Origin of the sequence: Clostridium sp. CS001 (genome assembly GCF_020443565.1) — a bacterium.
Lineage (GTDB): Bacteria > Bacillota > Clostridia > Clostridiales > Clostridiaceae > Clostridium_AD.
In genome coordinates this window covers 76,154-97,241 of the sequence record NZ_JAIZZN010000005.1, presented here as the reverse complement: position 1 = coordinate 97,241, position 21,088 = coordinate 76,154, and the positions used below count along the sequence as shown (strand labels likewise).

Annotated in this window: 21 protein-coding genes, 7 tRNA genes and 1 riboswitch; of the genes, 27 read left to right on the top strand and 1 reads right to left on the bottom strand. The window is 33.3% G+C overall.

What is annotated here, in order from left to right:
• The first annotated feature begins 15 nt into the window (after window positions 1–15).
• The 15 genes from LGK97_RS05335 to LGK97_RS05265 all read left to right on the top strand — a co-directional run bounded on the left by LGK97_RS05335 (window position 16) and on the right by LGK97_RS05265 (window position 12,785).
• Complete coding sequence (locus LGK97_RS05335; RefSeq protein WP_226258714.1) at window positions 16–390, top strand: ATP synthase subunit I; 375 nt, start codon at window positions 16–18, stop codon at window positions 388–390.
• A gap of 4 nt (window positions 391–394) precedes the next feature.
• Window positions 395–1,075, top strand: coding sequence for a F0F1 ATP synthase subunit A (locus LGK97_RS05330; RefSeq protein WP_226258713.1), 681 nt, complete (start codon window positions 395–397; stop codon window positions 1,073–1,075).
• 28 nt (window positions 1,076–1,103) lie between these two features.
• Window positions 1,104–1,352, top strand: coding sequence for an ATP synthase F0 subunit C (gene atpE / locus LGK97_RS05325; RefSeq protein ID WP_226258712.1), 249 nt, complete (start codon window positions 1,104–1,106; stop codon window positions 1,350–1,352).
• An 81-nt stretch (window positions 1,353–1,433) separates the two neighbouring features.
• On the top strand, window positions 1,434–1,913 hold the full coding sequence (locus tag LGK97_RS05320) for a F0F1 ATP synthase subunit B (RefSeq protein WP_413228419.1): 480 nt from the start codon (window positions 1,434–1,436) through the stop codon (window positions 1,911–1,913).
• Between the two features lies 1 nt (window position 1,914).
• Complete coding sequence (locus LGK97_RS05315) at window positions 1,915–2,448, top strand: F0F1 ATP synthase subunit delta (RefSeq protein WP_226258710.1); 534 nt, start codon at window positions 1,915–1,917, stop codon at window positions 2,446–2,448.
• Between the two features lie 16 nt (window positions 2,449–2,464).
• Window positions 2,465–3,976, top strand: a complete 1,512-nt coding sequence (atpA, locus tag LGK97_RS05310; protein ID WP_226258709.1) for a F0F1 ATP synthase subunit alpha — start codon at window positions 2,465–2,467, stop codon at window positions 3,974–3,976.
• 99 nt (window positions 3,977–4,075) lie between these two features.
• Window positions 4,076–4,930, top strand: a complete 855-nt coding sequence (atpG, locus tag LGK97_RS05305; RefSeq protein ID WP_226258708.1) for an ATP synthase F1 subunit gamma — start codon at window positions 4,076–4,078, stop codon at window positions 4,928–4,930.
• 15 nt (window positions 4,931–4,945) lie between these two features.
• Window positions 4,946–6,343, top strand: coding sequence for a F0F1 ATP synthase subunit beta (atpD, locus tag LGK97_RS05300; RefSeq protein ID WP_226258707.1), 1,398 nt, complete (start codon window positions 4,946–4,948; stop codon window positions 6,341–6,343).
• 18 nt (window positions 6,344–6,361) lie between these two features.
• Window positions 6,362–6,760: a F0F1 ATP synthase subunit epsilon gene (locus tag LGK97_RS05295; RefSeq protein ID WP_226258706.1), complete on the top strand. Its 399-nt coding sequence runs from the start codon at window positions 6,362–6,364 to the stop codon at window positions 6,758–6,760.
• A 316-nt stretch (window positions 6,761–7,076) separates the two neighbouring features.
• Window positions 7,077–7,796 carry a YwmB family TATA-box binding protein gene (locus LGK97_RS05290; protein WP_226258705.1) on the top strand — a complete coding sequence of 240 codons (720 nt, stop codon included), beginning with the start codon at window positions 7,077–7,079 and terminating at the stop codon, window positions 7,794–7,796.
• Window positions 7,797–7,823: 27 nt separating this feature from the next.
• Entirely contained in the window at window positions 7,824–9,083 is a 1,260-nt protein-coding gene (gene murA / locus LGK97_RS05285; protein WP_226258704.1) for a UDP-N-acetylglucosamine 1-carboxyvinyltransferase, read from the top strand.
• 222 nt (window positions 9,084–9,305) lie between these two features.
• The gene (spoIID, locus tag LGK97_RS05280) at window positions 9,306–10,352 is read left to right on the top strand and encodes a stage II sporulation protein D (RefSeq protein ID WP_226258703.1); all 1,047 of its coding nucleotides are present in this window, start codon (window positions 9,306–9,308) and stop codon (window positions 10,350–10,352) included.
• Between the two features lie 99 nt (window positions 10,353–10,451).
• Window positions 10,452–11,240: a M23 family metallopeptidase gene (locus tag LGK97_RS05275; protein WP_226258702.1), complete on the top strand. Its 789-nt coding sequence runs from the start codon at window positions 10,452–10,454 to the stop codon at window positions 11,238–11,240.
• A 120-nt stretch (window positions 11,241–11,360) separates the two neighbouring features.
• The gene (spoIIID, locus tag LGK97_RS05270) at window positions 11,361–11,615 is read left to right on the top strand and encodes a sporulation transcriptional regulator SpoIIID (RefSeq protein WP_226258701.1); all 255 of its coding nucleotides are present in this window, start codon (window positions 11,361–11,363) and stop codon (window positions 11,613–11,615) included.
• A gap of 135 nt (window positions 11,616–11,750) precedes the next feature.
• Window positions 11,751–12,785 (top strand): rod shape-determining protein, encoded by a 1,035-nt coding sequence (locus LGK97_RS05265; protein WP_226258700.1) that lies wholly within the window; start codon window positions 11,751–11,753, stop codon window positions 12,783–12,785.
• 128 nt (window positions 12,786–12,913) lie between these two features.
• Here LGK97_RS05265 and yyaC read toward each other — a convergent pair whose 3' ends face one another.
• Window positions 12,914–13,468, bottom strand: a complete 555-nt coding sequence (yyaC, locus tag LGK97_RS05260) for a spore protease YyaC (RefSeq protein WP_226258699.1) — start codon at window positions 13,466–13,468, stop codon at window positions 12,914–12,916.
• 160 nt (window positions 13,469–13,628) lie between these two features.
• Between yyaC and LGK97_RS05255 the strand changes: the two genes are divergently transcribed.
• The 12 genes from LGK97_RS05255 (at window position 13,629) to LGK97_RS05200 (ending at window position 20,916) form a co-directional block, all read left to right on the top strand.
• Complete coding sequence (locus LGK97_RS05255; protein ID WP_226258698.1) at window positions 13,629–14,318, top strand: hypothetical protein; 690 nt, start codon at window positions 13,629–13,631, stop codon at window positions 14,316–14,318.
• Window positions 14,319–14,515: 197 nt separating this feature from the next.
• A tRNA-Thr gene (locus tag LGK97_RS05250) sits at window positions 14,516–14,590 on the top strand.
• A gap of 5 nt (window positions 14,591–14,595) precedes the next feature.
• Window positions 14,596–14,680: transfer RNA gene (locus tag LGK97_RS05245), tRNA-Tyr, on the top strand.
• A gap of 32 nt (window positions 14,681–14,712) precedes the next feature.
• Window positions 14,713–14,788, top strand: a tRNA-Val gene (locus LGK97_RS05240).
• Window positions 14,789–14,848: 60 nt separating this feature from the next.
• Window positions 14,849–14,933: transfer RNA gene (locus LGK97_RS05235), tRNA-Tyr, on the top strand.
• A gap of 31 nt (window positions 14,934–14,964) precedes the next feature.
• Window positions 14,965–15,040 (top strand) — tRNA-Val (locus LGK97_RS05230).
• A 35-nt stretch (window positions 15,041–15,075) separates the two neighbouring features.
• A tRNA-Thr gene (locus tag LGK97_RS05225) sits at window positions 15,076–15,150 on the top strand.
• A 5-nt stretch (window positions 15,151–15,155) separates the two neighbouring features.
• Window positions 15,156–15,240, top strand: a tRNA-Tyr gene (locus LGK97_RS05220).
• Window positions 15,241–15,342: 102 nt separating this feature from the next.
• Window positions 15,343–15,445: riboswitch (SAM riboswitch) on the top strand.
• Between the two features lie 83 nt (window positions 15,446–15,528).
• Entirely contained in the window at window positions 15,529–16,704 is a 1,176-nt protein-coding gene (metK, locus tag LGK97_RS05215) for a methionine adenosyltransferase (RefSeq protein ID WP_226258697.1), read from the top strand.
• 251 nt (window positions 16,705–16,955) lie between these two features.
• Window positions 16,956–19,199, top strand: coding sequence for an ATP-dependent RecD-like DNA helicase (locus tag LGK97_RS05210; protein ID WP_226258696.1), 2,244 nt, complete (start codon window positions 16,956–16,958; stop codon window positions 19,197–19,199).
• Between the two features lie 35 nt (window positions 19,200–19,234).
• The gene (locus tag LGK97_RS05205) at window positions 19,235–20,263 is read left to right on the top strand and encodes a hypothetical protein (protein WP_226258695.1); all 1,029 of its coding nucleotides are present in this window, start codon (window positions 19,235–19,237) and stop codon (window positions 20,261–20,263) included.
• Entirely contained in the window at window positions 20,236–20,916 is a 681-nt protein-coding gene (locus LGK97_RS05200; protein ID WP_226258694.1) for a ComF family protein, read from the top strand. Before LGK97_RS05205 ends, LGK97_RS05200 begins: the two co-directional genes overlap by 28 nt.
• Window positions 20,917–21,088: the final 172 nt, after the last annotated feature.

Genomic DNA, 21,088 nt, shown 5'->3' with positions numbered 1-21,088 from the left:
GTAAGGAGAAAAAAAGTGAATATTAAGTCAACACAGATGTATAAAAAGATTAACTTTTATAATTTTTTTATAGCACTCGTAGGAACTACTGTAATTTATTTTATTGCTAAAAAATACGCAGTGTTTTTTTTATTGGGTCTAATATTAGCAAGTATTACCTTATTATTAAACTCATTATTTTTTAATTTGATATTATCCAAAACAAAAAATAAATATGGGATTATTACTTTTATTGGGTTTGTTTTTAGGGTGGTTATAGTATGTGTAATAGGCTTAATGGTTTTTGATTATTATAACTTTGCTATAATTGCGTATATATTAGGATATAGTTCACAGCTTATTTCTCTAGTACTTTACGGAATTAATATTAAAGAGTGTGAAGGGAAGTGAGTAAGTGGGAGATGTTTCGCAACTACTTAGTGTTAATTTATTTGGATATAACTTTAAAATTACACAGAGCCTGATAATACAGTGGATAATAATTTTGGGATTGAGCTTGCTAATAGCATTTATTAATTTAAATCTTAAAAAGATACCAGATAAAAAACAAAATATAGTCGAAATTTTTGTAGAGTTTGTTGTAAAAACAGTAGAAGAAACTATGGGTAAAAGTTTCAAGAGTTTTGTTCCATTTATAGGCACATTAGGTGTTTATCTTTTATCAATGAATTTAGTGGGGCTATTTGGAATAAAATCACCTACTACAGACTATAGTGTAACTTTAGGGATGAGCTTAATCACATTTTTAGTTATACAGGGTTATACAATTAAAAAAGCAGGTATAAAACATTACTTTACTGGCTATGCAAAACCATTACCCTTATTGCTTCCAATAAACATAATGGAAAGAATTATGCTGCCGGTGTCTTTAAGCCTAAGACTATTTGGAAATATGTTTGCGGCAACTATAATTATGGAATTAGTGTATGGTGGACTCAGTGGAATTGCTTGGGTAGCGCAACTAGGAATACCAATACCATTACATATGTATTTTGATTTATTTGATGGAACTATCCAAATGGTTATATTTGTAATGTTAACAATGATTAATATTGTAATAATTTCAGAACACTAAAATAAAAAAAGAATTGGAGGAATATTTTATGGATTCAGCAGGATTTGTAGCAGGAATGTGTGCAATAGGAGCAGGAATAGCAGCAATCGGGGTTATAGGTGGTGGAATAGGAACAGGTAATGCTACAGCAAAGGCTGTAGAGGGTATTGCAAAGCAACCAGAAGCTAGTGATAAAATAATTAGAGCATTAGTTATAGGTGGAGCGCTATCAGAAGCAACAGCTATCTATGGTTTCTTAATAGCATTATTATTAATTTTACTCGGTGTAAAAGGCTAAAGAGAAATAGTAAAGGGAAGGTAGGTGAAATTCTCGGTTTGCATAAGGGTAAAGAAACTTTATAAACCGTGATTTTATATGATAGAAATGAATTTAGGTAATATTATAGCTGCAATGGTGAATTTCCTTATACTACTTCTCATTGCTAAGCGTTTTCTGTTTATACCAGTAAGTAATATTTTAGAAACAAGAAAACAAGAATTGGAATCTTCTTTTGAAAAAGCAAGCAAGGATATGGATGAAGCTAGTAGGCTAAAAGTAGAAAATGGTAAGAAATTAGAGTTAGCAAAACAAGAGGGCAAGGGAATAGTTGAGACATACAAACAAAAGGCAGAGAAGGTATCTGGAGAATTGATTGAAGATGCTAAAAAAGAAGCGGCCATTATCATTGAAAGATCAAGGGTTGAAGTCCAAAGAGAGAAAGAAAAAGCAGAAAGTGAAATTAAAAAACAAGTTATAGATTTATCTTTAATATTGTCTGAAAGAGCTCTTGAACAGATTATAGATAAGGAAGAACATAGAAAATTAATAGAGGATTTTATACTTAAGGTAGGTAGCTAAGATGTATGAATACTTAGATAAAAGGTATGCACTAGCACTTTATACAGTTGCTGAGGAAAAAGGAAAAGTAGATGAATATTTAAGTGATCTCCGCGAAATTGTTGCACTTATGAAAGATGATCTTGAATTTCTAAAGATTATTAAGCATCCACTAATAGGCACACATGCAAAAAAGAAGATGTTTATTAAAATTTTTAAAGGAAAGATTGATGAGGATCTTTTATCCTTTTTACTTATTCTAATAGAAAAAGACAGGATATTATTTACAGAGCAAAAACTCAATGAGATGGAAAAGATTCACTTAGAGCGCAATAACCAGTTGGTAGTTACTGTTAAAACGGTAATACCGCTTGAAGAAATGCAAAGAGATAACTTGCGCATTAAATTACAAAACATGTATGATAAGAAAATTATATTTGATGAAAAGTTAGATAAGAGCATTATAGGTGGAGTATATATAAGGGTTGGCAATGACGTTATTGACGGAACAATAAAAAATAAATTAGATGAAATGAAGAAATTAATGTTTAAATAGGAAAAGAGGTGAGTTTATGAATATAAGACCGGGAGAAATAACATCCATAATAAAGCAAGAAATCGAGAGATACGAGAAAAAAATTGATACTGTTGACTCGGGTACCATAATTCAAATAGGTGATGGAATCGCAAGAGTTTATGGGTTAGATGAATGTATGGCAGGTGAGCTTCTAGAGTTTCCTAATGGAGTATATGGTATGGCCCTTAATCTAGAGCAGGACAACGTAGGTTGCGTGCTTTTAGGGGCAGGAGAAGGTATCAAAGAAGGTGACATAGTAAAGAGAAGTGGCAAAGTAGTGGAGGTTCCTGTAGGGGAGGCTTTAATAGGAAGGGTTGTAGATTCTCTGGGAGTACCAATAGATGGTAAAGGGCCAGTTAATACAACAGAGACAAGACCTGTAGAAGTAGAGGCACATGGAGTTATTGAAAGACAATCAGTTAAAGAACCACTTCAAACGGGAATAAAAGCAATAGACTCTATGGTTCCAATTGGAAGAGGACAAAGAGAACTTATAATTGGAGATAGACAAACAGGTAAAACAGCTTTAACCATAGATACAATTTTAAATCAAAAGGGTAAAGACGTTGTATGCATATATGTAGCAATAGGTCAAAAACAGTCTACTGTTGCACATACTGTTAACACATTAGCTGAAATGGGAGCCTTAGATTATACGATAATTGTGGCATCAACAGCTTCTCAATCTGCTCCGCTACAGTATTTGGCTCCTTATTCTGGATGTAGCATGGGTGAATATTTTATGAATAAGGGTAAAGATGTATTAATAGTATATGATGATTTGTCGAAACACGCAGTGGCATATAGAACCATGTCATTACTACTTCGTAGACCACCAGGTAGAGAAGCTTATCCAGGGGATGTATTTTATATTCATTCAAGATTATTAGAAAGAGCAGCAAAGCTCTCAGATAAATTAGGGGGAGGTTCATTGACCGCTCTTCCTATAATAGAAACTCTTGCAGGTGATGTTACGGCATATATACCAACTAATGTTATTTCTATAACAGATGGTCAAATATTTCTTGAGGCTGAATTGTTCAATTCAGGACAAAGACCAGCGGTTAATGCAGGAATATCTGTATCAAGAGTTGGCGGAAACGCTCAAACAAAAGCCATGAAGAAGGTTACAGGAACTCTAAGACTTGAATTGGCTCAATATAGAGAGTTGTCAGCCTTTGCACAATTTGGTACAGATCTTGATAAAGATGCAAAAATGAGATTAGAAAAAGGAAAAAGATTAATTGAAATACTAAAGCAAAATCAATATATGCCAATGTCAGTAGAAAATCAAGTCATGATCTTCTTTGCTGGAGCGAATAACCATCTTATGGATATCCCAGTACATCAGATAACAAGATTTGAAAGAGAGTTTTTGGATTATATGGATACCCATCATAGAGAAGTAGGAAAAACTATAGCCGAGACTGGGACTCTGGACGATAAAATAAAGCCACAACTTATTGAAGCTATAGAAGAATTCAAAAAAGTATTTTTAACTGAATAAGTTTAAATACATTTAAGAAATAAGCCGTTAATAATCGCCTTTAGGTGATAATCAATTTGTCTTGGCAATACATTTAACAAGGCTAAAGAGAGGTGAAACATGGCAGGTACGGGGCTTATTGCAATTAAACGAAGAATAAAATCTATAATAAACACAAAGAAAATAACCAGCGCCATGGGACTAGTTGCTACATCAAAATATAAAAAGATAAGAGAAAAAGTAGAAGTTAACAATATCTATGTAGATAAGCTTGAAGAGACTGTGAAGCAGGTTAAGGAAAATTACGAAGATGATAGTATATACTTAGGAGGAAATAACAACAGCAAGAAATTGTATATTGTATTGACCTCGGATACAGGTCTTTGCGGAGGATTTAACGCTTCAGTGGTAAATGAATTGTTAGGTAGATTAAAAGGTAATAAGGAAGACTATGATATCATTGTAGTAGGCCAAAAAGGAAGAGCTATATTTAAAAAGCTTAACATTGAAACCGTTGCTGAATATGTTGAGGTTTCAGATGTTCCATCTGCAAAAGATGCTGATGAGATTATTGAGCATGCACTTAGAATGTATAGTAGAGAAGAAATAGGTGAAGTTCACATTGTGTATAAGAAGCTTGTTTCAGCGCTGAAAAATCAAGTTAAAATTGAAAAGTTACTTCCATTGAATTTTCAAAGCGAAGAGAATACTAATAAGGAATATGTAGATATTGAGGCAATAGATGAAAAATCAATGTATGACATTACTTCATTATTCTTGAAGGGTAAGATTCTTAATTCCATGTTACATTCAAAAGCTAGTGAGCACAGAGCTAGAATGGAGGCTATGGGAGCAGCTACTAATAACGCTAATGATATGCTGGATAAGCTTAATTTAAAGTATAATAGGGTTAGACAAAGTGCAATTACACAAGAGATTTCAGAAATAGTTGGAGGAGCAGAAGCTCAAAGGTAAAAAGGAGAGAAAGCAATGCCAGGACATATAGGAAAAGTAGTTCAAATAATAGGACCTGTTATAGATATAAAGTTTGACTCAGATAGCCTTCCCAATATTTACAACAGTATTGAAATTCAAATGGGAGATAAAGTAGTTGTAGCTGAAGTTGAGCAGCATATTGGTGATGATATCATAAGGACAGTAGCTATGGAAAGTACAGAAGGATTAAGGCGAGGACTAGAAGCTGTGGACACAGGTAGTCCAATAACAGTCCCGGTTGGAAATCCAGTATTAGGAAGGTTATTTAATGTTCTCGGAAAACCAATGGATGAAATGGGAGAAGTTAAGGTAGATACATATATGCCTATTCACAGGGCAGCACCAACCTTTGAAGAGCAATCTGTTGAACCAGAGGTGTTTGAAACTGGTATCAAGGTAATAGACTTAATAGCACCATATCAAAAGGGTGGAAAGATTGGTCTTTTTGGTGGCGCTGGTGTAGGTAAAACAGTTCTTATTCAAGAGCTTATGAATAATATTGCCAGAGAACATGGTGGACTTTCCGTATTTACTGGAGTTGGTGAAAGAACTCGTGAAGGTAATGATCTTTATAATGAAATGAAGGAATCAGGGGTTATATCTAAAACTGCTTTGGTTTTTGGTCAGATGAATGAGCCACCTGGAGCTAGAATGAGAGTTGCTTTAACTGGGCTTACTATGGCAGAAAATTTTAGAGATAATGGGCAAGATGTATTGCTGTTTATAGATAATATATTTAGATTTACACAAGCTGGATCAGAGGTATCCGCACTACTTGGAAGAATACCAAGCGCTGTTGGTTATCAACCAACACTAGCTACGGAAATGGGACAATTGCAAGAGAGAATTACATCTACAAAACACGGATCGATTACATCTGTTCAGGCAGTATATGTACCAGCAGATGATTTAACGGATCCTGCACCAGCTACTACATTTAGCCATCTTGATGCTACAACAGTGCTTTCTAGGGGAATAGTAGAACTGGGTATTTACCCAGCGGTGGATCCACTAGACTCCTCATCAAGAATGCTTGATCCTAGAATTGTTGGGCAAGAACATTATGATACTACAATGAGGGTTAAACACATACTTGAAAGATATAAAGAACTTCAAGACATTATTGCAATACTAGGAATAGATGAATTGTCTGAAGAAGATAAGGTGGTTGTGTTAAGAGCGAGAAAAATCCAAAGGTTCCTATCTCAACCATTTACTGTGGCAGAGCAGTTCACAGGAATGAAGGGTAAGTTTGTTCCCGTTAAAGAAACTGTTAGGGGATTTAAAGAAATTCTCGAAGGAAAGCATGATAAATTACCTGAAGCAGCCTTTATGTTTGTTGGTTCTATAGAAGAGGCGGTAGAAAAAGCAAAGGAAATGGCTAATGAATAGAAAGGTCAGTGTTTTTATATGAAAGACCATATAAAGCTTACTATAGTTACTCCGGAAAAGGAGTTTTATAGCGGTGAGATCCTGAATTTATATACAGAGAGTGAAAAAGGAAGATTTGGCATTCTTGCTAACCATGTTTCTATGGTAGCTCCATTAAAACCTACAGTGACAACATTTATAGATTTAAATGGGAAAGAATTAAAAGCTTTTACATCAACGGGAGTTTTAAGTGTGCATAATAATCAAGTAGAAATATTATGTAGTGCTTGTGAGTGGCCAGGTGATATAGATATTGAAAGGTCAAGAAAGGCTAAGGAAAGAGCAGAAGAGAGATTAAACCATAAGGATACAAATGATGTTAAACGAGCAGAAAATGCTGTCTTAAGAGCTATAATGAGAATTAAGGCAACAGAGTAGCGCTTATGAAATGGAGATATTAATTTATCTCCATTTTTTTGTGCTTAAAAATCTTCCAAGGCACTTTAAATTACATTCAAAGGTATGTCGTTAAAGTTTTTAATCACAATTTTATTAAAAGTCTATATATTAATAATATAACAATAGGTATATTAATACTTACATACCCCTATCTATATAATGAATCAAATAGCCCTCTTCACATTTGTGCTGGGGGATGATTTTATTAATAGCATGAATATTAAGAAAGTCGTGATTTATAGAATAAAATAATCATTTATGGTCAAGAATTTAATTAAATGATAGGGGGATTAAAATGAAAAGAAAAAGTATATCACTTTTGTGCATAGTATTGGTCCTAATAATTTTACAAGTCAATATTAGGGTATCGGGTGCAATGAAAGAATTTAATTTATTTGATGAAATAATACTTCAAACTAATAGTGAAACCGTAGAATACGGACTGAAGGTATCTTTTAAGACTTTAGAAGAGCCAAAAGAAGTTTGTGACTATTTAATTAACGCCTTAGAACTTAATGATGAAAAGATAAAGGTAAGCTACCTCGAAAATGAAATTTCCTATTGTATAGAGTTTTCAGGTGAAGGTGTCCAAGGATATATAGAATTCATGGTATACAATGATGAGAATGTTATAAGGATAAACATAAGCAAGATAGGTAATGAAAATGGGCTAGAATTACTTAAAAATAATATCAATAATACTATTGGCTATAGAGGTAAGGATATTAAGTACTTTCAATACTTAAAGGCTAAAATGCAAGATATTAACACTAATACAGTAATAGAAAGCCTTTGCGCTACCAATGAAGGAATAATAAAGATTTTAAAACACAATAAAAGCAAGAACATCGAAACAGTGAGCATAAATAATGGATTAAGTACTGTGGCATATACGAAAAGGTACGAGGAAGAGGTAATTAATAACAAGTTAATAGATTTTAATTATGCTGTATGTGATTATTCTTCTGGAAGGTACATTATCATAGGTACACCTGAGATAATTACAACTTATTAAAAATTAACAATATAATGGAGGATAAGGATGGATAAATTAGTTATAAAAGGTGGGAAAAGATTAGAGGGTGAAGTGAACATTAGCTCAGCTAAAAATTCGGTGCTTCCTATAATTGCAGCAACAATATTAAATGGAAATAACTGTACTATTGAAAATGCTCCTATGCTTGAAGATGTATTTGTAATTTGTGAGGTGCTAAAATCTCTTAAAGCAAGTGTTAGTATAGATAAGGTTAATAAAAAGGTGATAATTAATACTGCAAATTTACTTCAAGATAATGCTAATGATGAATTAGTTAGAAAAATGAGAGCATCTTTTTTAATAATGGGTCCTATGCTTGGAAGATTTGGCAACTTTAAAATTTCGTTGCCAGGGGGATGCAATATTGGAACAAGGCCTATAGATCTTCATTTAAAGGGATTATCAGCCCTAGGTGCGGAGGTATCCGTAGGTCATGGATATGTGGAAGCAAGAGCAAAAAAATTAAAGGGGACCAACATATATTTAGACTATCCTTCGGTAGGTGCTACTGAAAATATAATGATGGCGGCAACACTTGCAGATGGTGAAACAGTAATAGGAAATGCGGCAGAAGAGCCAGAAATTGTTGACTTAGCAAGGTTTTTAAAAGCTATGGGAGCGCAAGTGAGTGGAGAAGGGACAGATACCATAAAAATTTTAGGAGTTAAAGACTTTAAAGAAGTTATTTATAGACCAATATCAGATAGGATAGAGGCCGGAACATTCATGGTGGCAGCAGCAATAACTGAAAGTATGTTTAAAATTAATAATATCGATGAGGTCCATTTAAAACCAATAATAGCAAAGCTTACTGAAATGGGAGTGGCAATAGAAATTAATAAGAATAGTATAATAGTTGATGGTAGAAAAAAGCTAAATCCAATTGATATAAAAACTATGCCATATCCAGGATTTCCTACAGACATGCAAGCGCAGATGATGAGTTTATTATGCACGGTAAGGGGTACAAGTATAATTACAGAAACCATATTTGAAAATAGATTTATGCATGCTGTAGAATTAAAAAGAATGGGTGCTAATATAAAGATAGATGGTAGAAGTGCTGTAATAGAGGGTATAGGAAGGTTTACAGGTTCAGAAGTTAAAGCTACAGACTTGAGGGCGGGGGCGGCGTTAATCTTGGCAGGACTTACAGCTGAAGGGGTAACCACAATAAGCGATATATATCACATTGATAGAGGGTACGTTTCTATCGAAGAGAAATTAAAAGGTCTAGGTGCAGATATTGAAAGAGTAAGCTTCTAAGGTAATTATTTAATATGAAAGTTGAAGAATTGGAATATATAATGCGTATATATTTCAATTCTTTTATATTTTGATTATGGTTTATCTAGACGTTCTCATTTTGTAGTATATCAGATAGTAGAAAGTTAGTTGGTAGGAGATAGATACAATAAAGAAGTAATATTATATATGGTTATTTAATATGTATAAAGTGAAATTTATTTTATAACGGGAGGAAAAAAGATGAGAAGAGGTTTTATTTTAGGGCATGTGAAAGATATCCTTTTATTAATAATTGCTTTTATAGCATTTATATTTATAACCTCTGTTTTAATAGTGGGTATAGGAGAGAGTAATAGTATAGGTAAAAGTAAAAACTCAGAAATCAAATCAGATGTATATGAGAAGATTATTAAAGATGGTGTAATGCCAAAGATCTCTACAATAAAAGTAAGTTTATCAAAAGAGAAGATTATAAAAGAACTTGATTTAGAGGAATATATTACTGGTGTTGTTGCTGCTGAAATGCCTGCGGACTTTGGGATAGAAGCCCTTAAGGCTCAAGCGGTGGCAGCTAGGACTTATGCATTGGCTCATATTGCAGAACTAGGAGGAACACCATGTAAAAATGGTTATGGAGCAAGTTTATGTGATACGGTTCATTGTCAAGCGTATATGACCAAAGAAGAACGAATGAAATTGTGGGCTAGTAGCTCAGCAGAAAAGAATTGGGAAAAGATTGAGATGGCAGTCGAGAGCACAAGAGGGAAAGTTTTGATCTACAACAATGAATTAGTGATGGAGCCTTATTATTTTGCAACTAGTAGCGGTATGACGGAAAATTCGGAGGATGTATTTAGTAATAAGGTACCTTATTTAAGGAGCGTGGAAAGTCCTGGTGAAGAAGAAACAAAAAACTTTAAGAGTAGTAAAACTTTCAAATATAAAGAATTAAGTGAGATTATAAATAATAACTATAAAGATTCCAAGGTAACCACCGCTAATATTAAGAATCAAATTGTTGTAATTGATAGAACTGGTGCAGGAAGCGTTAAAAACATTAAGGTAGGGAGTATAACCATGACAGGTAGTAAATTTAGAACTATGTTAGGGTTAAAATCATCAAATTTTAAAATAAAATTCAATTCAAACAATGTAGAAGTTGATTGTAGTGGTTATGGTCATGGTGTGGGTATGAGTCAATGGGGAGCAAATGCCATGGCTAAGGAAGGAAAGGGTTATGTTGATATATTAAATCATTATTATCAAGGTACTGATGTATCCAAATGAGAGGTCTGTTTTACAAAAGTGTGAAATATGTGGAAAAATATTTATAAAATGTGTATGTTTTAATACAATATGGACAAAAATACAAATGGAGGTGTTTGTATGGATAAGAAAGCAAACAATAAGACATTAAACTTTTTCAAGAAGGAAGGCTTCTATGTTATTTTATTTGTTTGTTTGTGTATTGTAGCCACAGTTGCTACCATAACAACAAATAGCAATAAGAAACAGTTAAGCAAGCAACAAGCAAGTGCAGGAGATGTTTTAAACGAACAGGAAAAAGAATACCAAGGTGCTCTTCAAGTAAAGGAAAAGGATGCAGAAAAGACCACAGTACTTAAAGCAGTACCTAATATTAAAAAAGTCACAACGGATAATTTAACGACAACAGCACCAGTGTCTAAAACAGTTGATACCAAATTTGAAAAACCTGTAGCTAATGGACTTCTAGCAAGAGAATATTCAAAAGAGGTTAGTCCAATTATATGGAAGACTGATGGAACTTATAGAACAAACTTGGGTATTGATATTCAAGCAAAACTAGGGGAACCAGTTTTAGCGGTTATGGATGGAATAGTTAAAGAAGTCGGCACTGATGTTGAGGAACAAAAGGGTAAGATGGTTATAATAGACCATCAAAATGGCCTTTTTACTAAATATTCAAATTTGGATGAAAAGATATTAGTAAAAAAAGGTGATAAGGTAACTAAAAAGCAAAAAATAGCAACAGTGGGAAACACAAGTTTAAACTCATATAAAGAAGATTATGGGAACCACCTACATTTTAGTGTTTTGAAGTTAAGAAAGGAAGACCCTACAAAATATGAGAAGATTGACCCTGCTAAATATGTAAAATATGATAAATACCAAACTAAAGAAGTTAAACAATAATTAATAACCATATCAATTAGTCATATTTACAAAATATATGGTCAAATGGCTAATTGGTATGGAATTTAAAAGCAAGGTATTGCATATTTATAAATATAGAAGGGTTAAGGAGGTAACACTTTGAAAGACTATATTGAAGACCGGGTATTAGAAGTTGCTAAGTATATTATTGAATCAAAAGCCACAATAAGAAGAACTGCCAAAGTGTTTGGAGTTAGCAAAAGTACTATACACAAGGATATGACAGAAAGATTGCCTATAATAAACCCTCAAGTTGCTAACGAAGCAAAAACAATTTTGGATTTAAATAAATCTGAGAGACATATCAGGGGTGGAAGAGCAACTATGTTAAAATACAAAGCAATAGAAGGATAAAAACATTATAAGCTATAAAATATAAAAAATATAAAAATTATAATTATAAAAAAAGAGGATTTCTTATGGCTTTATAGAATAGAGTTTAGTATAATTTAAATATTGAATATACTAAAGAGCAGGAGTGAGTTTTAGATGTTTTTTTTTGGAATGGGAACAGATATGGGAATAGATTTGGGTACAGCTACAGTACTTGTATACATCAAGGGTAAGGGTGTCATTTTAAAAGAGCCCTCTGTTGTTGCTATAGATAGAAATAATAACAAGGTATTGGCAGTGGGAGAAGAAGCTCGAAAAATGATAGGGAGAACGCCAGGCAATATTGTGGCAATACGTCCTATGAGAGACGGTGTTATTTCAGATTATGATATAACTGAAAAAATGTTAAAACATTTTATAAAGAAGGCTTGTGGAAAAAGGAGACTATCGGCTCCAAGAGTTGTAATATGTGTTCCTTGTGAAGCAACAGAAGTAGAAAGAAGAGCAGTAGAGGATGCAGCTAGAAATGCTGGAGCTAAAAAGGTTCATCTTATAGAAGAACCACTAGCAGCTGCAATAGGAGCAGGACTTGATATTACTAAAGCAAGTGGGAATATGGTTATTGATATTGGTGGAGGAACCACTGATGTTGCAGTCATTTCTTTAGGTGGTATGGTTGTTCGTGAATCAATTAAGGTGGCCGGAGATAAGTTTGATGAGGCTATCATAAAGTACATTAGAAAAAAACATAAATTAATGATTGGCGAGCGAACTGCAGAAGATTTAAAGATAAACATAGGGTGTGTTTATAAACAAGAAGAAGATACTACCATGGATATAAGGGGAAGAGATTTAGTTACTGGACTTCCTAAAAACCTAACAGTGACATCGGAAGAAATGAGAGAAGCTTTAAATGAAACAGTTACTTTAATAGCGGAATGTACACATTCTGTATTAGAAAAGACCCCACCAGAGCTTGCTGCAGACATAGCTGAGAAAGGTATAGTTATGACTGGGGGAGGCGCTCTGATAAAAGGGCTAGATAAGTTTATACAAGAAATTACTAAGGTCCCAGTATATCTTGCTGAGGATTCAGTTTCATGTGTAGCCCTAGGGACAGGTAAGGTGTTGGATTTCATGGATACGTTGGGTGATTCAACTAGTAAAGAAGAAATATACTTAACGAGTTAAAAGTGTAAACAAGCTATAAAAATAAGCAATACAATTATTAAATTAATTGTATTGCTTATTTTTATATATTAAGGGGTTCTATAAAGTAAAACTATTACTAAGAATTTCAAGGAAGCGACGCAGAAATCCTAACGGAGATTAGAGTTACCTCCTTCATCAGTAAGTGAGTACAGGTAATATGAATGCAAAAGAGATCTGCTTAGAACGCTAGCAATGTCCATTACTAAACTTAATCTTATATTTCTATTAGTGAACAACTCACTATCATCGCTTGAATCTACTATACCTATTAGCGAAGCGGTTCCAACTTTAGGAAGTGACTTGCCTACACCTTTACCAGGATGAATAGGATAATCTCTGGCTTGGATCTCACCAATGTTTAAAATATCGCCTAAACATGCATCTACGCCTATTATAGTCGAGCCTGGGTGTAAGGCATTTATTTCAGAGAGCTTTCTATCAATGTTTAAAGCATGGATTGGATTATCGATGGTGCCATATACAGGTAGTGGGAAAGAACTGTCTTTTAAAAATGTACCCACTAAGGGACCTAGACAATCCCCTATACATCTATCAGTTCCTATACAAACGATTAAGGTATTCTTGTTAATATAGTCTTTTAAAAAGTTAGAAATTGTATAGTATGCTAAAGGATCTTTATAATGGGTTTTAGCTTTACTCAAGAAACACACCGCCTTTTATTGTGCTAAAAAAAACAATTCTTAATTATTTTTCTATAAGTAATTTATATGAATAAATTCTGTATATTATTATAATTAAAGAATAAAAAGGTGATTAATAGGGAAATAATTTAAATACATTAATTTTTGAGGTGATGTACTTATGAAAAGATCTAACCTAGTAGTCATTATTATAATGGCTACTTTTACAAGCGTATTTATTATGGGGAGTTATAACAGATATACAATTGATTCCATAAACTATGTACAAAGTAAATTACCTAAGCAAGAACTACTTCCGTATAACAAAAGTATACCCAGGGTCAATAGTAAGGATGTTGAAGGGGTAGTAAAAGATGAGGGTGAAGCTTCAAATGACAAAAATCATTCTGAAATCAGAGATATATCTCAAGAAGAACTCAACAGGCAGTTTAAAGATGAGGAAGAAAGCGGTAATAGCAATTCAAATATGAGTTTGTCTAATGAGGATGTTAGAAAGGGGTATGATGGGAAAGGTAAGTATATTGAGTTACACTCACGAGTAAGAACTAATGACTTTGAAGACTACTATAATAATAAGGAAAGCGAACAATCAGTATTTAAAATATCAACAAAGAAGATAATAGAAAACCTAACTATTTCTGATAAGGCACGAATACTATATGCTAGTATGCAGCTGGGAAAAGAGAATTACAATAAAGCGGAAAAGTATTTATATGAGGATAATGCTGAAGATGGAGTTCTAAAGGCACTAAAATTATTAAGAGAAGGTCTATCAGAAAAGGAATATAAAAAAGTTCGAAGAATTGCTGGTAAGTTTATAGATATGGATGCAGCAGAAAGTTTATATTAAAGGTAGGATATATAAAAGGGACGGGCAAACTTCAGGAGAGTATGCTAAGTTACATAAAGGTTTAATATTGAGCAAATGTGCGTATTATATAGCAATATAGAGTTAAATTAGCTAATTGAAAAAAGTTGGACTTGAAATTAATTAATTAAAGCAGTATAATAATTCTTGTCGACAATGTAAGGTAAAAAATATAAAATGCTGGCATGGCTCAACGGTAGAGCAGCTGACTTGTAATCAGCAGGTTGTAGGTTCGATTCCTATTGCCAGCTCCAAAAATGGAGGAGTACCCAAGTGGCCAAAGGGGGCAGACTGTAAATCTGTTACGTAATGTTTCGATGGTTCGAATCCGTCCTCCTCCACCATTTTTATTAATATCGAAATATAAAGAAAGCATGGGAGCATAGCTCAGCTGGGAGAGCATCTGCCTTACAAGCAGAGGGTCACAGGTTCGAACCCTGTTGTTCCCACCATAAACAATTTTTATTTAATACACTGATATATTCTTACTAAGAATTGTTAGATGTGCATATGGAGGAATACCCAAGTGGCCAAAGGGGGCAGACTGTAAATCTGTTACGTAATGTTTCGATGGTTCGAATCCGTCTTCCTCCACCATTTTCATTAATATTGGTTATAAAAAAAGTATGGGAGCATAGCTCAGCTGGGAGAGCATCTGCCTTACAAGCAGAGGGTCACAGGTTCGAACCCTGTTGTTCCCACCATAAAATTCTTAAAAGTAGAATAGGCACACATATATGCTGGCATGGCTCAACGGTAGAGCAGCTGACTTGTAATCAGCAGGTTGTAGGTTCGATTCCTATTGCCAGCTCCATATATGGAGGAGTTCCCGAGTGGCCAAAGGGGGCAGACTGTAAATCTGTTACGTAATGTTTCGATGGTTCGAATCCGTCTTCCTCCACCAAAAGACATCTGTAGATGTCTTTTTTACTGCTTTAAGTAATATAGTACTATATTGACACTGACAAGTTTGTGTGATATGATGAATAAAACTTAATATTGATAACTCTTATCAAGAGAGGTGGAGGGAATTGGGCCCTATGAAACCCGGCAACCGGTGTAATACACAATGGTGCCAATTCCTGCAGTTATAACCTGCAAGATGAGAGAGATGCTTAAAACACCTCTTCTTATATATTTAGAAGGGGTTTTATTTTTATAAAAAAATTGGCACATTAGGAGGAAAATTATAATGAAAAGATTATTTACATCAGAATCAGTTACAGAAGGACATCCAGATAAAATGTGTGATCAAATATCGGATGCCGTGCTTGATGCTATTTTAGAACAAGATCCTTATGCTAGGGTTGCTTGTGAAACAGCGGTTACTACAGGAATGGTTTTAGTTATGGGAGAGATAACAACTAATTGCTACGTAGATGTTCCTAAGATTGTTAGAAATACAATTGAAGGGATAGGATACACAAGAGCAAAATATGGATTTGATGCTAGCACATGTGCAGTAATTACGTCTATTGATGAACAATCATCAGATATAGCTATGGGAGTTAATGAGGGTTTAGAATCTAAGACAGGTAAACTTTCAAGGACAGATTCAGAAGGTGCCGGAGATCAAGGCATGATGTTTGGATTTGCTACCAATGAGACACCAGAGTACATGCCATTACCCATTGCTATGGCTCACAGATTATCAAGAAGATTAAGTGAAGTAAGAAAGAATGGAACTTTAGAATACTTAAGACCGGATGGAAAGACTCAAGTTACTGTTGAATATGAAGATAATAAACCAGTACGAATAGATACAATTGTTATTTCAACGCAACATGGAGAAGAGGCAACAAATGATCAAATTAAAAGTGATCTATTAGAACATGTAATAAAGCCTATAGTTCCAAGTGAATTATTAGATGATAACACTAAGTACTATATAAATCCTACAGGTAGATTTGTAATTGGAGGACCACAAGGGGACTCTGGTTTAACAGGAAGAAAAATAATAGTAGATACCTATGGCGGATACGGAAGACATGGCGGTGGAGCATTCTCAGGAAAAGATCCAACAAAGGTTGACAGATCTGCTGCATATGCTGCAAGATGGGTTGCTAAAAACTTAGTAGCAGCGGGAGTTTCAGATAAATTAGAAATAGAACTTGCTTATGCTATAGGTGTAGCTACACCAGTATCTATAGAAGTTGATACTTTTGGAACAGGGAAGATTGCCGATGATAAGATTGTTGAAATAATTCAAAAGGTATTTGATTTAAGACCAGCTGTTATTATAAGAGAGCTAGATTTAAGAAGACCTATTTACAAACAAACAGCATCTTATGGTCATTTTGGAAGAACTGATTTAGATTTGACTTGGGAAAGATTAAACAAGGTTGAAGAAATAAAGAAGTATTTATAATAAAATATATAGAAGTAAGGATAGGGATAACAATTGTTGATTGTTATCCTTATTTTGCATAGGTAATTATTTTTTTATGATACCTTAATCTAAAACAATTCGAATAATCTTTAGAATATATATTTTTACCCATTTTGTGAATTATTAATTTGTATTTTGATAAAACTTAAGATAGGGGTATAATAAAGGGAAAAATGTAAAATACATATGATATAATGTTAATATACAAATTTGTAAGTAGGGGAGATTTTATGCCAGAAATACAAGGAGTAGTTGAAGATATAGTATTTCATAATGAAGAAAATGGGTACATAATTGCTCATCTGAATTATAGTAAAGAACAAATAACGGTGGTAGGCGTTGTGCCATATATAAGTGAAGGTCAAAACTTAAAATTAACGGGAGAGTGGGTTACCCACCCTCAATTTGGAAAGCAATTTAAAATAGTGCATTGTGAGGAAGTAATACCTAGTTCTATTGCAGGCATAGAAAAGTACTTAGCTTCAGGGGTAATTCAAGGGATTGGGCCAATAACAGCTAAGAAAATTGTAAAGCACTTTGGAGAGAATACTATGAATGTGCTAGACAATGAAATTGAAAGGTTAAAAGAGATTGATGGCGTAGGGGGAAAAAAGATTCAGTTAATTTTCGAATCTTATTCTAAGCAACGAGAAGTTAAGAATATAATGATATTTCTTCAAACTTATGGTGTAACGCCAAACCAATGTGTTAAGATTTATAAAAAATATGGCGGAGAATCTATAAAGGTGGTACAAGAAAACCCTTATATATTAACTGAAACTATCTCTGGAGTAGGATTTAAAATTGCTGATAAGATAGCAAGAAGTTTAGGTATTGATAAGGAATCGCCTTTTAGAATACAAAGTGGAATTAACTATGTGGTTAATGAATTTTGTGCCCTTGGAAATACCTATATGCCTTTAGAGAAGTTACAAAAGTCAGCTAAAGAGATTCTTGGGGTTTCGGATGAAGAAATCCAAAGAAATGTTTATGATAATGTATTACAGGGAAAGCTTAAAGTAGAAGATATAGATGAAGAAAAATGTGTTTTTACCATACCCTTCTATTATTGTGAATTAGGTGTTACTAAAAAGATTATAACTATATCCGTAGCGAAATATGACCCATTGGAGATAGATGTAGAAGAGGAAATTAAAAAATTTGAGAAAGAAAAGAATATACAATTTGCATCATCGCAAAAGGCTGCTATCTGTGGGGCTATGGAGAATAGTATAGAGGTTATAACTGGAGGACCAGGTACGGGGAAAACCACCATAATTAATTGTATTACAGAAGTGTTTGAAGAGGCAGGGATGAAAGTATTTATGGCAGCACCAACTGGGAGAGCTGCTAAAAGGATGACAGAAGCTACAGGTCGTGAAGCTAAGACGATACATAGGCTATTAGAACTTGGAGTTGGTGGTGATGATGGGTCACAGTTTTTTAGAAGTGATGAAACAGCACTAGATTGTGATGTGCTAATTGTGGATGAAGCTTCAATGATAGACATATTGCTTATGAATAGTTTATTAAAAGCTATCAGTATAGGAACCAGACTTGTAATTGTTGGAGATGTTGATCAATTACCATCAGTGGGGCCAGGAAATGTACTAAGAGACATTATTGAAAGTAAATGTGTAACGGTGGTTAAACTAAAGGAGATTTTTAGGCAAGCACAAGAAAGTATGATTATTGTTAATGCTCATAAGATTAACAATGGAGAAATGCCTATTTTAAATAAAAAGGGTAAAGATTTTTATTTTATTGAAAATAACGACCCGGAGAAAATTTTGGATAGCATAATAACTTTAATTAACACTAGATTACCAAACTTCAATAAGGGCTGGGATAAGATGAAACATATTCAGATACTCTCACCAATGAGAAAGGGAATACTAGGAATAGAAAATTTAAATGAGAAACTTCAACAAATACTAAATCCCAAATCTAAATATAAGAAAGAAAAGGATTATAGAAACACTATATTTAGGGTGGGAGATAAGGTTATGCAAATCAAAAATAACTATTCTATAAAGTGGGATAAAATTAGTGGGAACAGTAAAGAATCAGGGGTTGGGATTTTTAACGGAGACGTAGGCTACATCGAAGACATTAATGAGGATAACGAAAATATTATTGTGGTCTTTGATGATGATAAACGTGTAGAATATGAAGGTATATTTTTAGAAGAACTTACATTAGCGTATGCTATTACCATACATAAAAGCCAAGGTAGTGAGTTTGAAGTTGTCATTATGCCTATGTTTATGGGACCACCACTTTTAATGAACAGGAATTTACTTTATACAGGAATAACTAGGGCAAAGAGCTTGGTTGTTTTAGTGGGCACAGTAAAGGCCGTTAATTTTATGAAAAATAATAATAGAAGTTTTGAAAGATATTCTGGTCTAGGTTATAGAATAAGACAGATAGTAGATTCAAATTTTAGTCATGATGAAAATCATATTGATTAGATTAAAATAGCTTTCAGTAATAAAGGAGGGGTTACATGTCTTTCTACTCAAACTTAAGCCTTAGCAAGGAAAAAGATAAAATAAGCAAGGAAGTCATGAAGTATTCTTTAAGTGATAAAAAGAGATTTGATGTTGTATCTATGTTTTATAATTCCTCTGATATATTGTTAGAAACCATAATTGAATATGCCAATGAAAAGAAAGATATATTATATATAACTAACGAAAAAGAAGGCAGTATTGATATTGTTTATTTTATAGAAGGGGCTAGCAACTTAGGAAAAAATGTATACTCACCTGTAGATAATTATAGCACTGTGAATGAGTATTTACATATATGCAATCATAAAAGCGCATTGAAATTTCATAGAAAATTTGATTTGGTTATTTATAATGATATTAGAAGCTTCCCAAGGTATAGCAAACAACAAATAAAAGGTGTCATATTAAAAATGTGTAAATCAGAAGGCACAGCTATAGCTTATTCAGTAGAGAATATTTTAAGTGAGGATGCTTCGATTATATTCCCATTAAAAAATAATAAAACTCCAATAATTGAACCAAGAATCATAACCACAAGAATAAATCTTAATATAGACATACCTTTGGTGGTTTATGAATATTTAAATTGGTCAATGATATCTAATAGAAAGGTAATAATTTTCACGCCAGATGAAGAAAAAGCATCTGCCGTATTCGAATATTTAAGCAACTTCAAGGAAAAGTTAAGTGAAGACTTATTCTTATTTGTTAGTAGTAAAAGTGATACTAATATTCCTATAAGGTTTATGAATAAAGATAAAGGTATAATTGTAACTAATGACTTTGAAGAAAGTTACCTTGAATTCCATGAGGTTGATGTTATTGTATATTTTGCTGATAATAGTAGGTTTAATCATAAGCAGTTATTATATTTATCAAGTAAGGTTGGAAGATATGACAATATTCAAAGGGGAGAGGCTATATTTTTAGCCAACGTAGAAACTATACAAATGGATAAAGCTAAAAATATGGCTAGGGAATTTAATGAGAAAGCGTGGGAAGAAGGATTATTAAATTTATAAAAAGAATACTTTATTGTTTAGGTTCACTTATATACTCAGGTGATGACTATTGTGTAATCTGCAAGGAATACACAACAGAAAGCGAAGAGTTATGTATTAAGTGCAAAAAGAAATTAAAACAGCCGCAGGAGAGTTTTTATATAGGCAATATTGAGGAGGAGTATCTTGTTTGGTCAGTATTTTATTATTCTAATATAGTAAAGGAGCTAATTATTAGACTTAAATATAAAAGTGATTTTATATGTGGCGAAATTTTAGCAAAATATATGTTAGAGCTTGTGCTTCGAAATAAATTACAATTTGATTTAATTGCGTATGTGCCCATGACTAAAAAAGCTTTTAAAAATAGAGGATATAATCAAAGTGAGTTTTTGGCAAGATACTTATCACGGTTTTTAAATGTTCCTGTAATATGCAACTTAGTTAAAACCTCGGATACAAAGGATCAAATAGGGTTAAGTGGTGAGGAGCGGTGGGATAACATGAAACAATGCTTTGATATTAAAGAGAGTAAACTAACAAAAAATAAAAAGATTTTACTTGTTGATGACGTTATAACAACTGGAGCTACGGCATTTCATTGTGCGCACTGCTTAAAAAAAATAGGAGAAAATGATGTTTATATATTGACTATAGCCAAAAGTAATGTATAATATTTATTGTAGTAAGTTAGGTTTGTGGTTGAAAGTCGATGCCAGTCGCAGGCGAAACGATCCACGTAAGTTAAACAAAGTTTTAATGATCATGGTGCGGCTTAGATGTTAGTCCTGCCGTCATGTGGGCGAGAGTGTAAGTAGTGAGAGGTTAATTCCGGGTAGCAAAAGC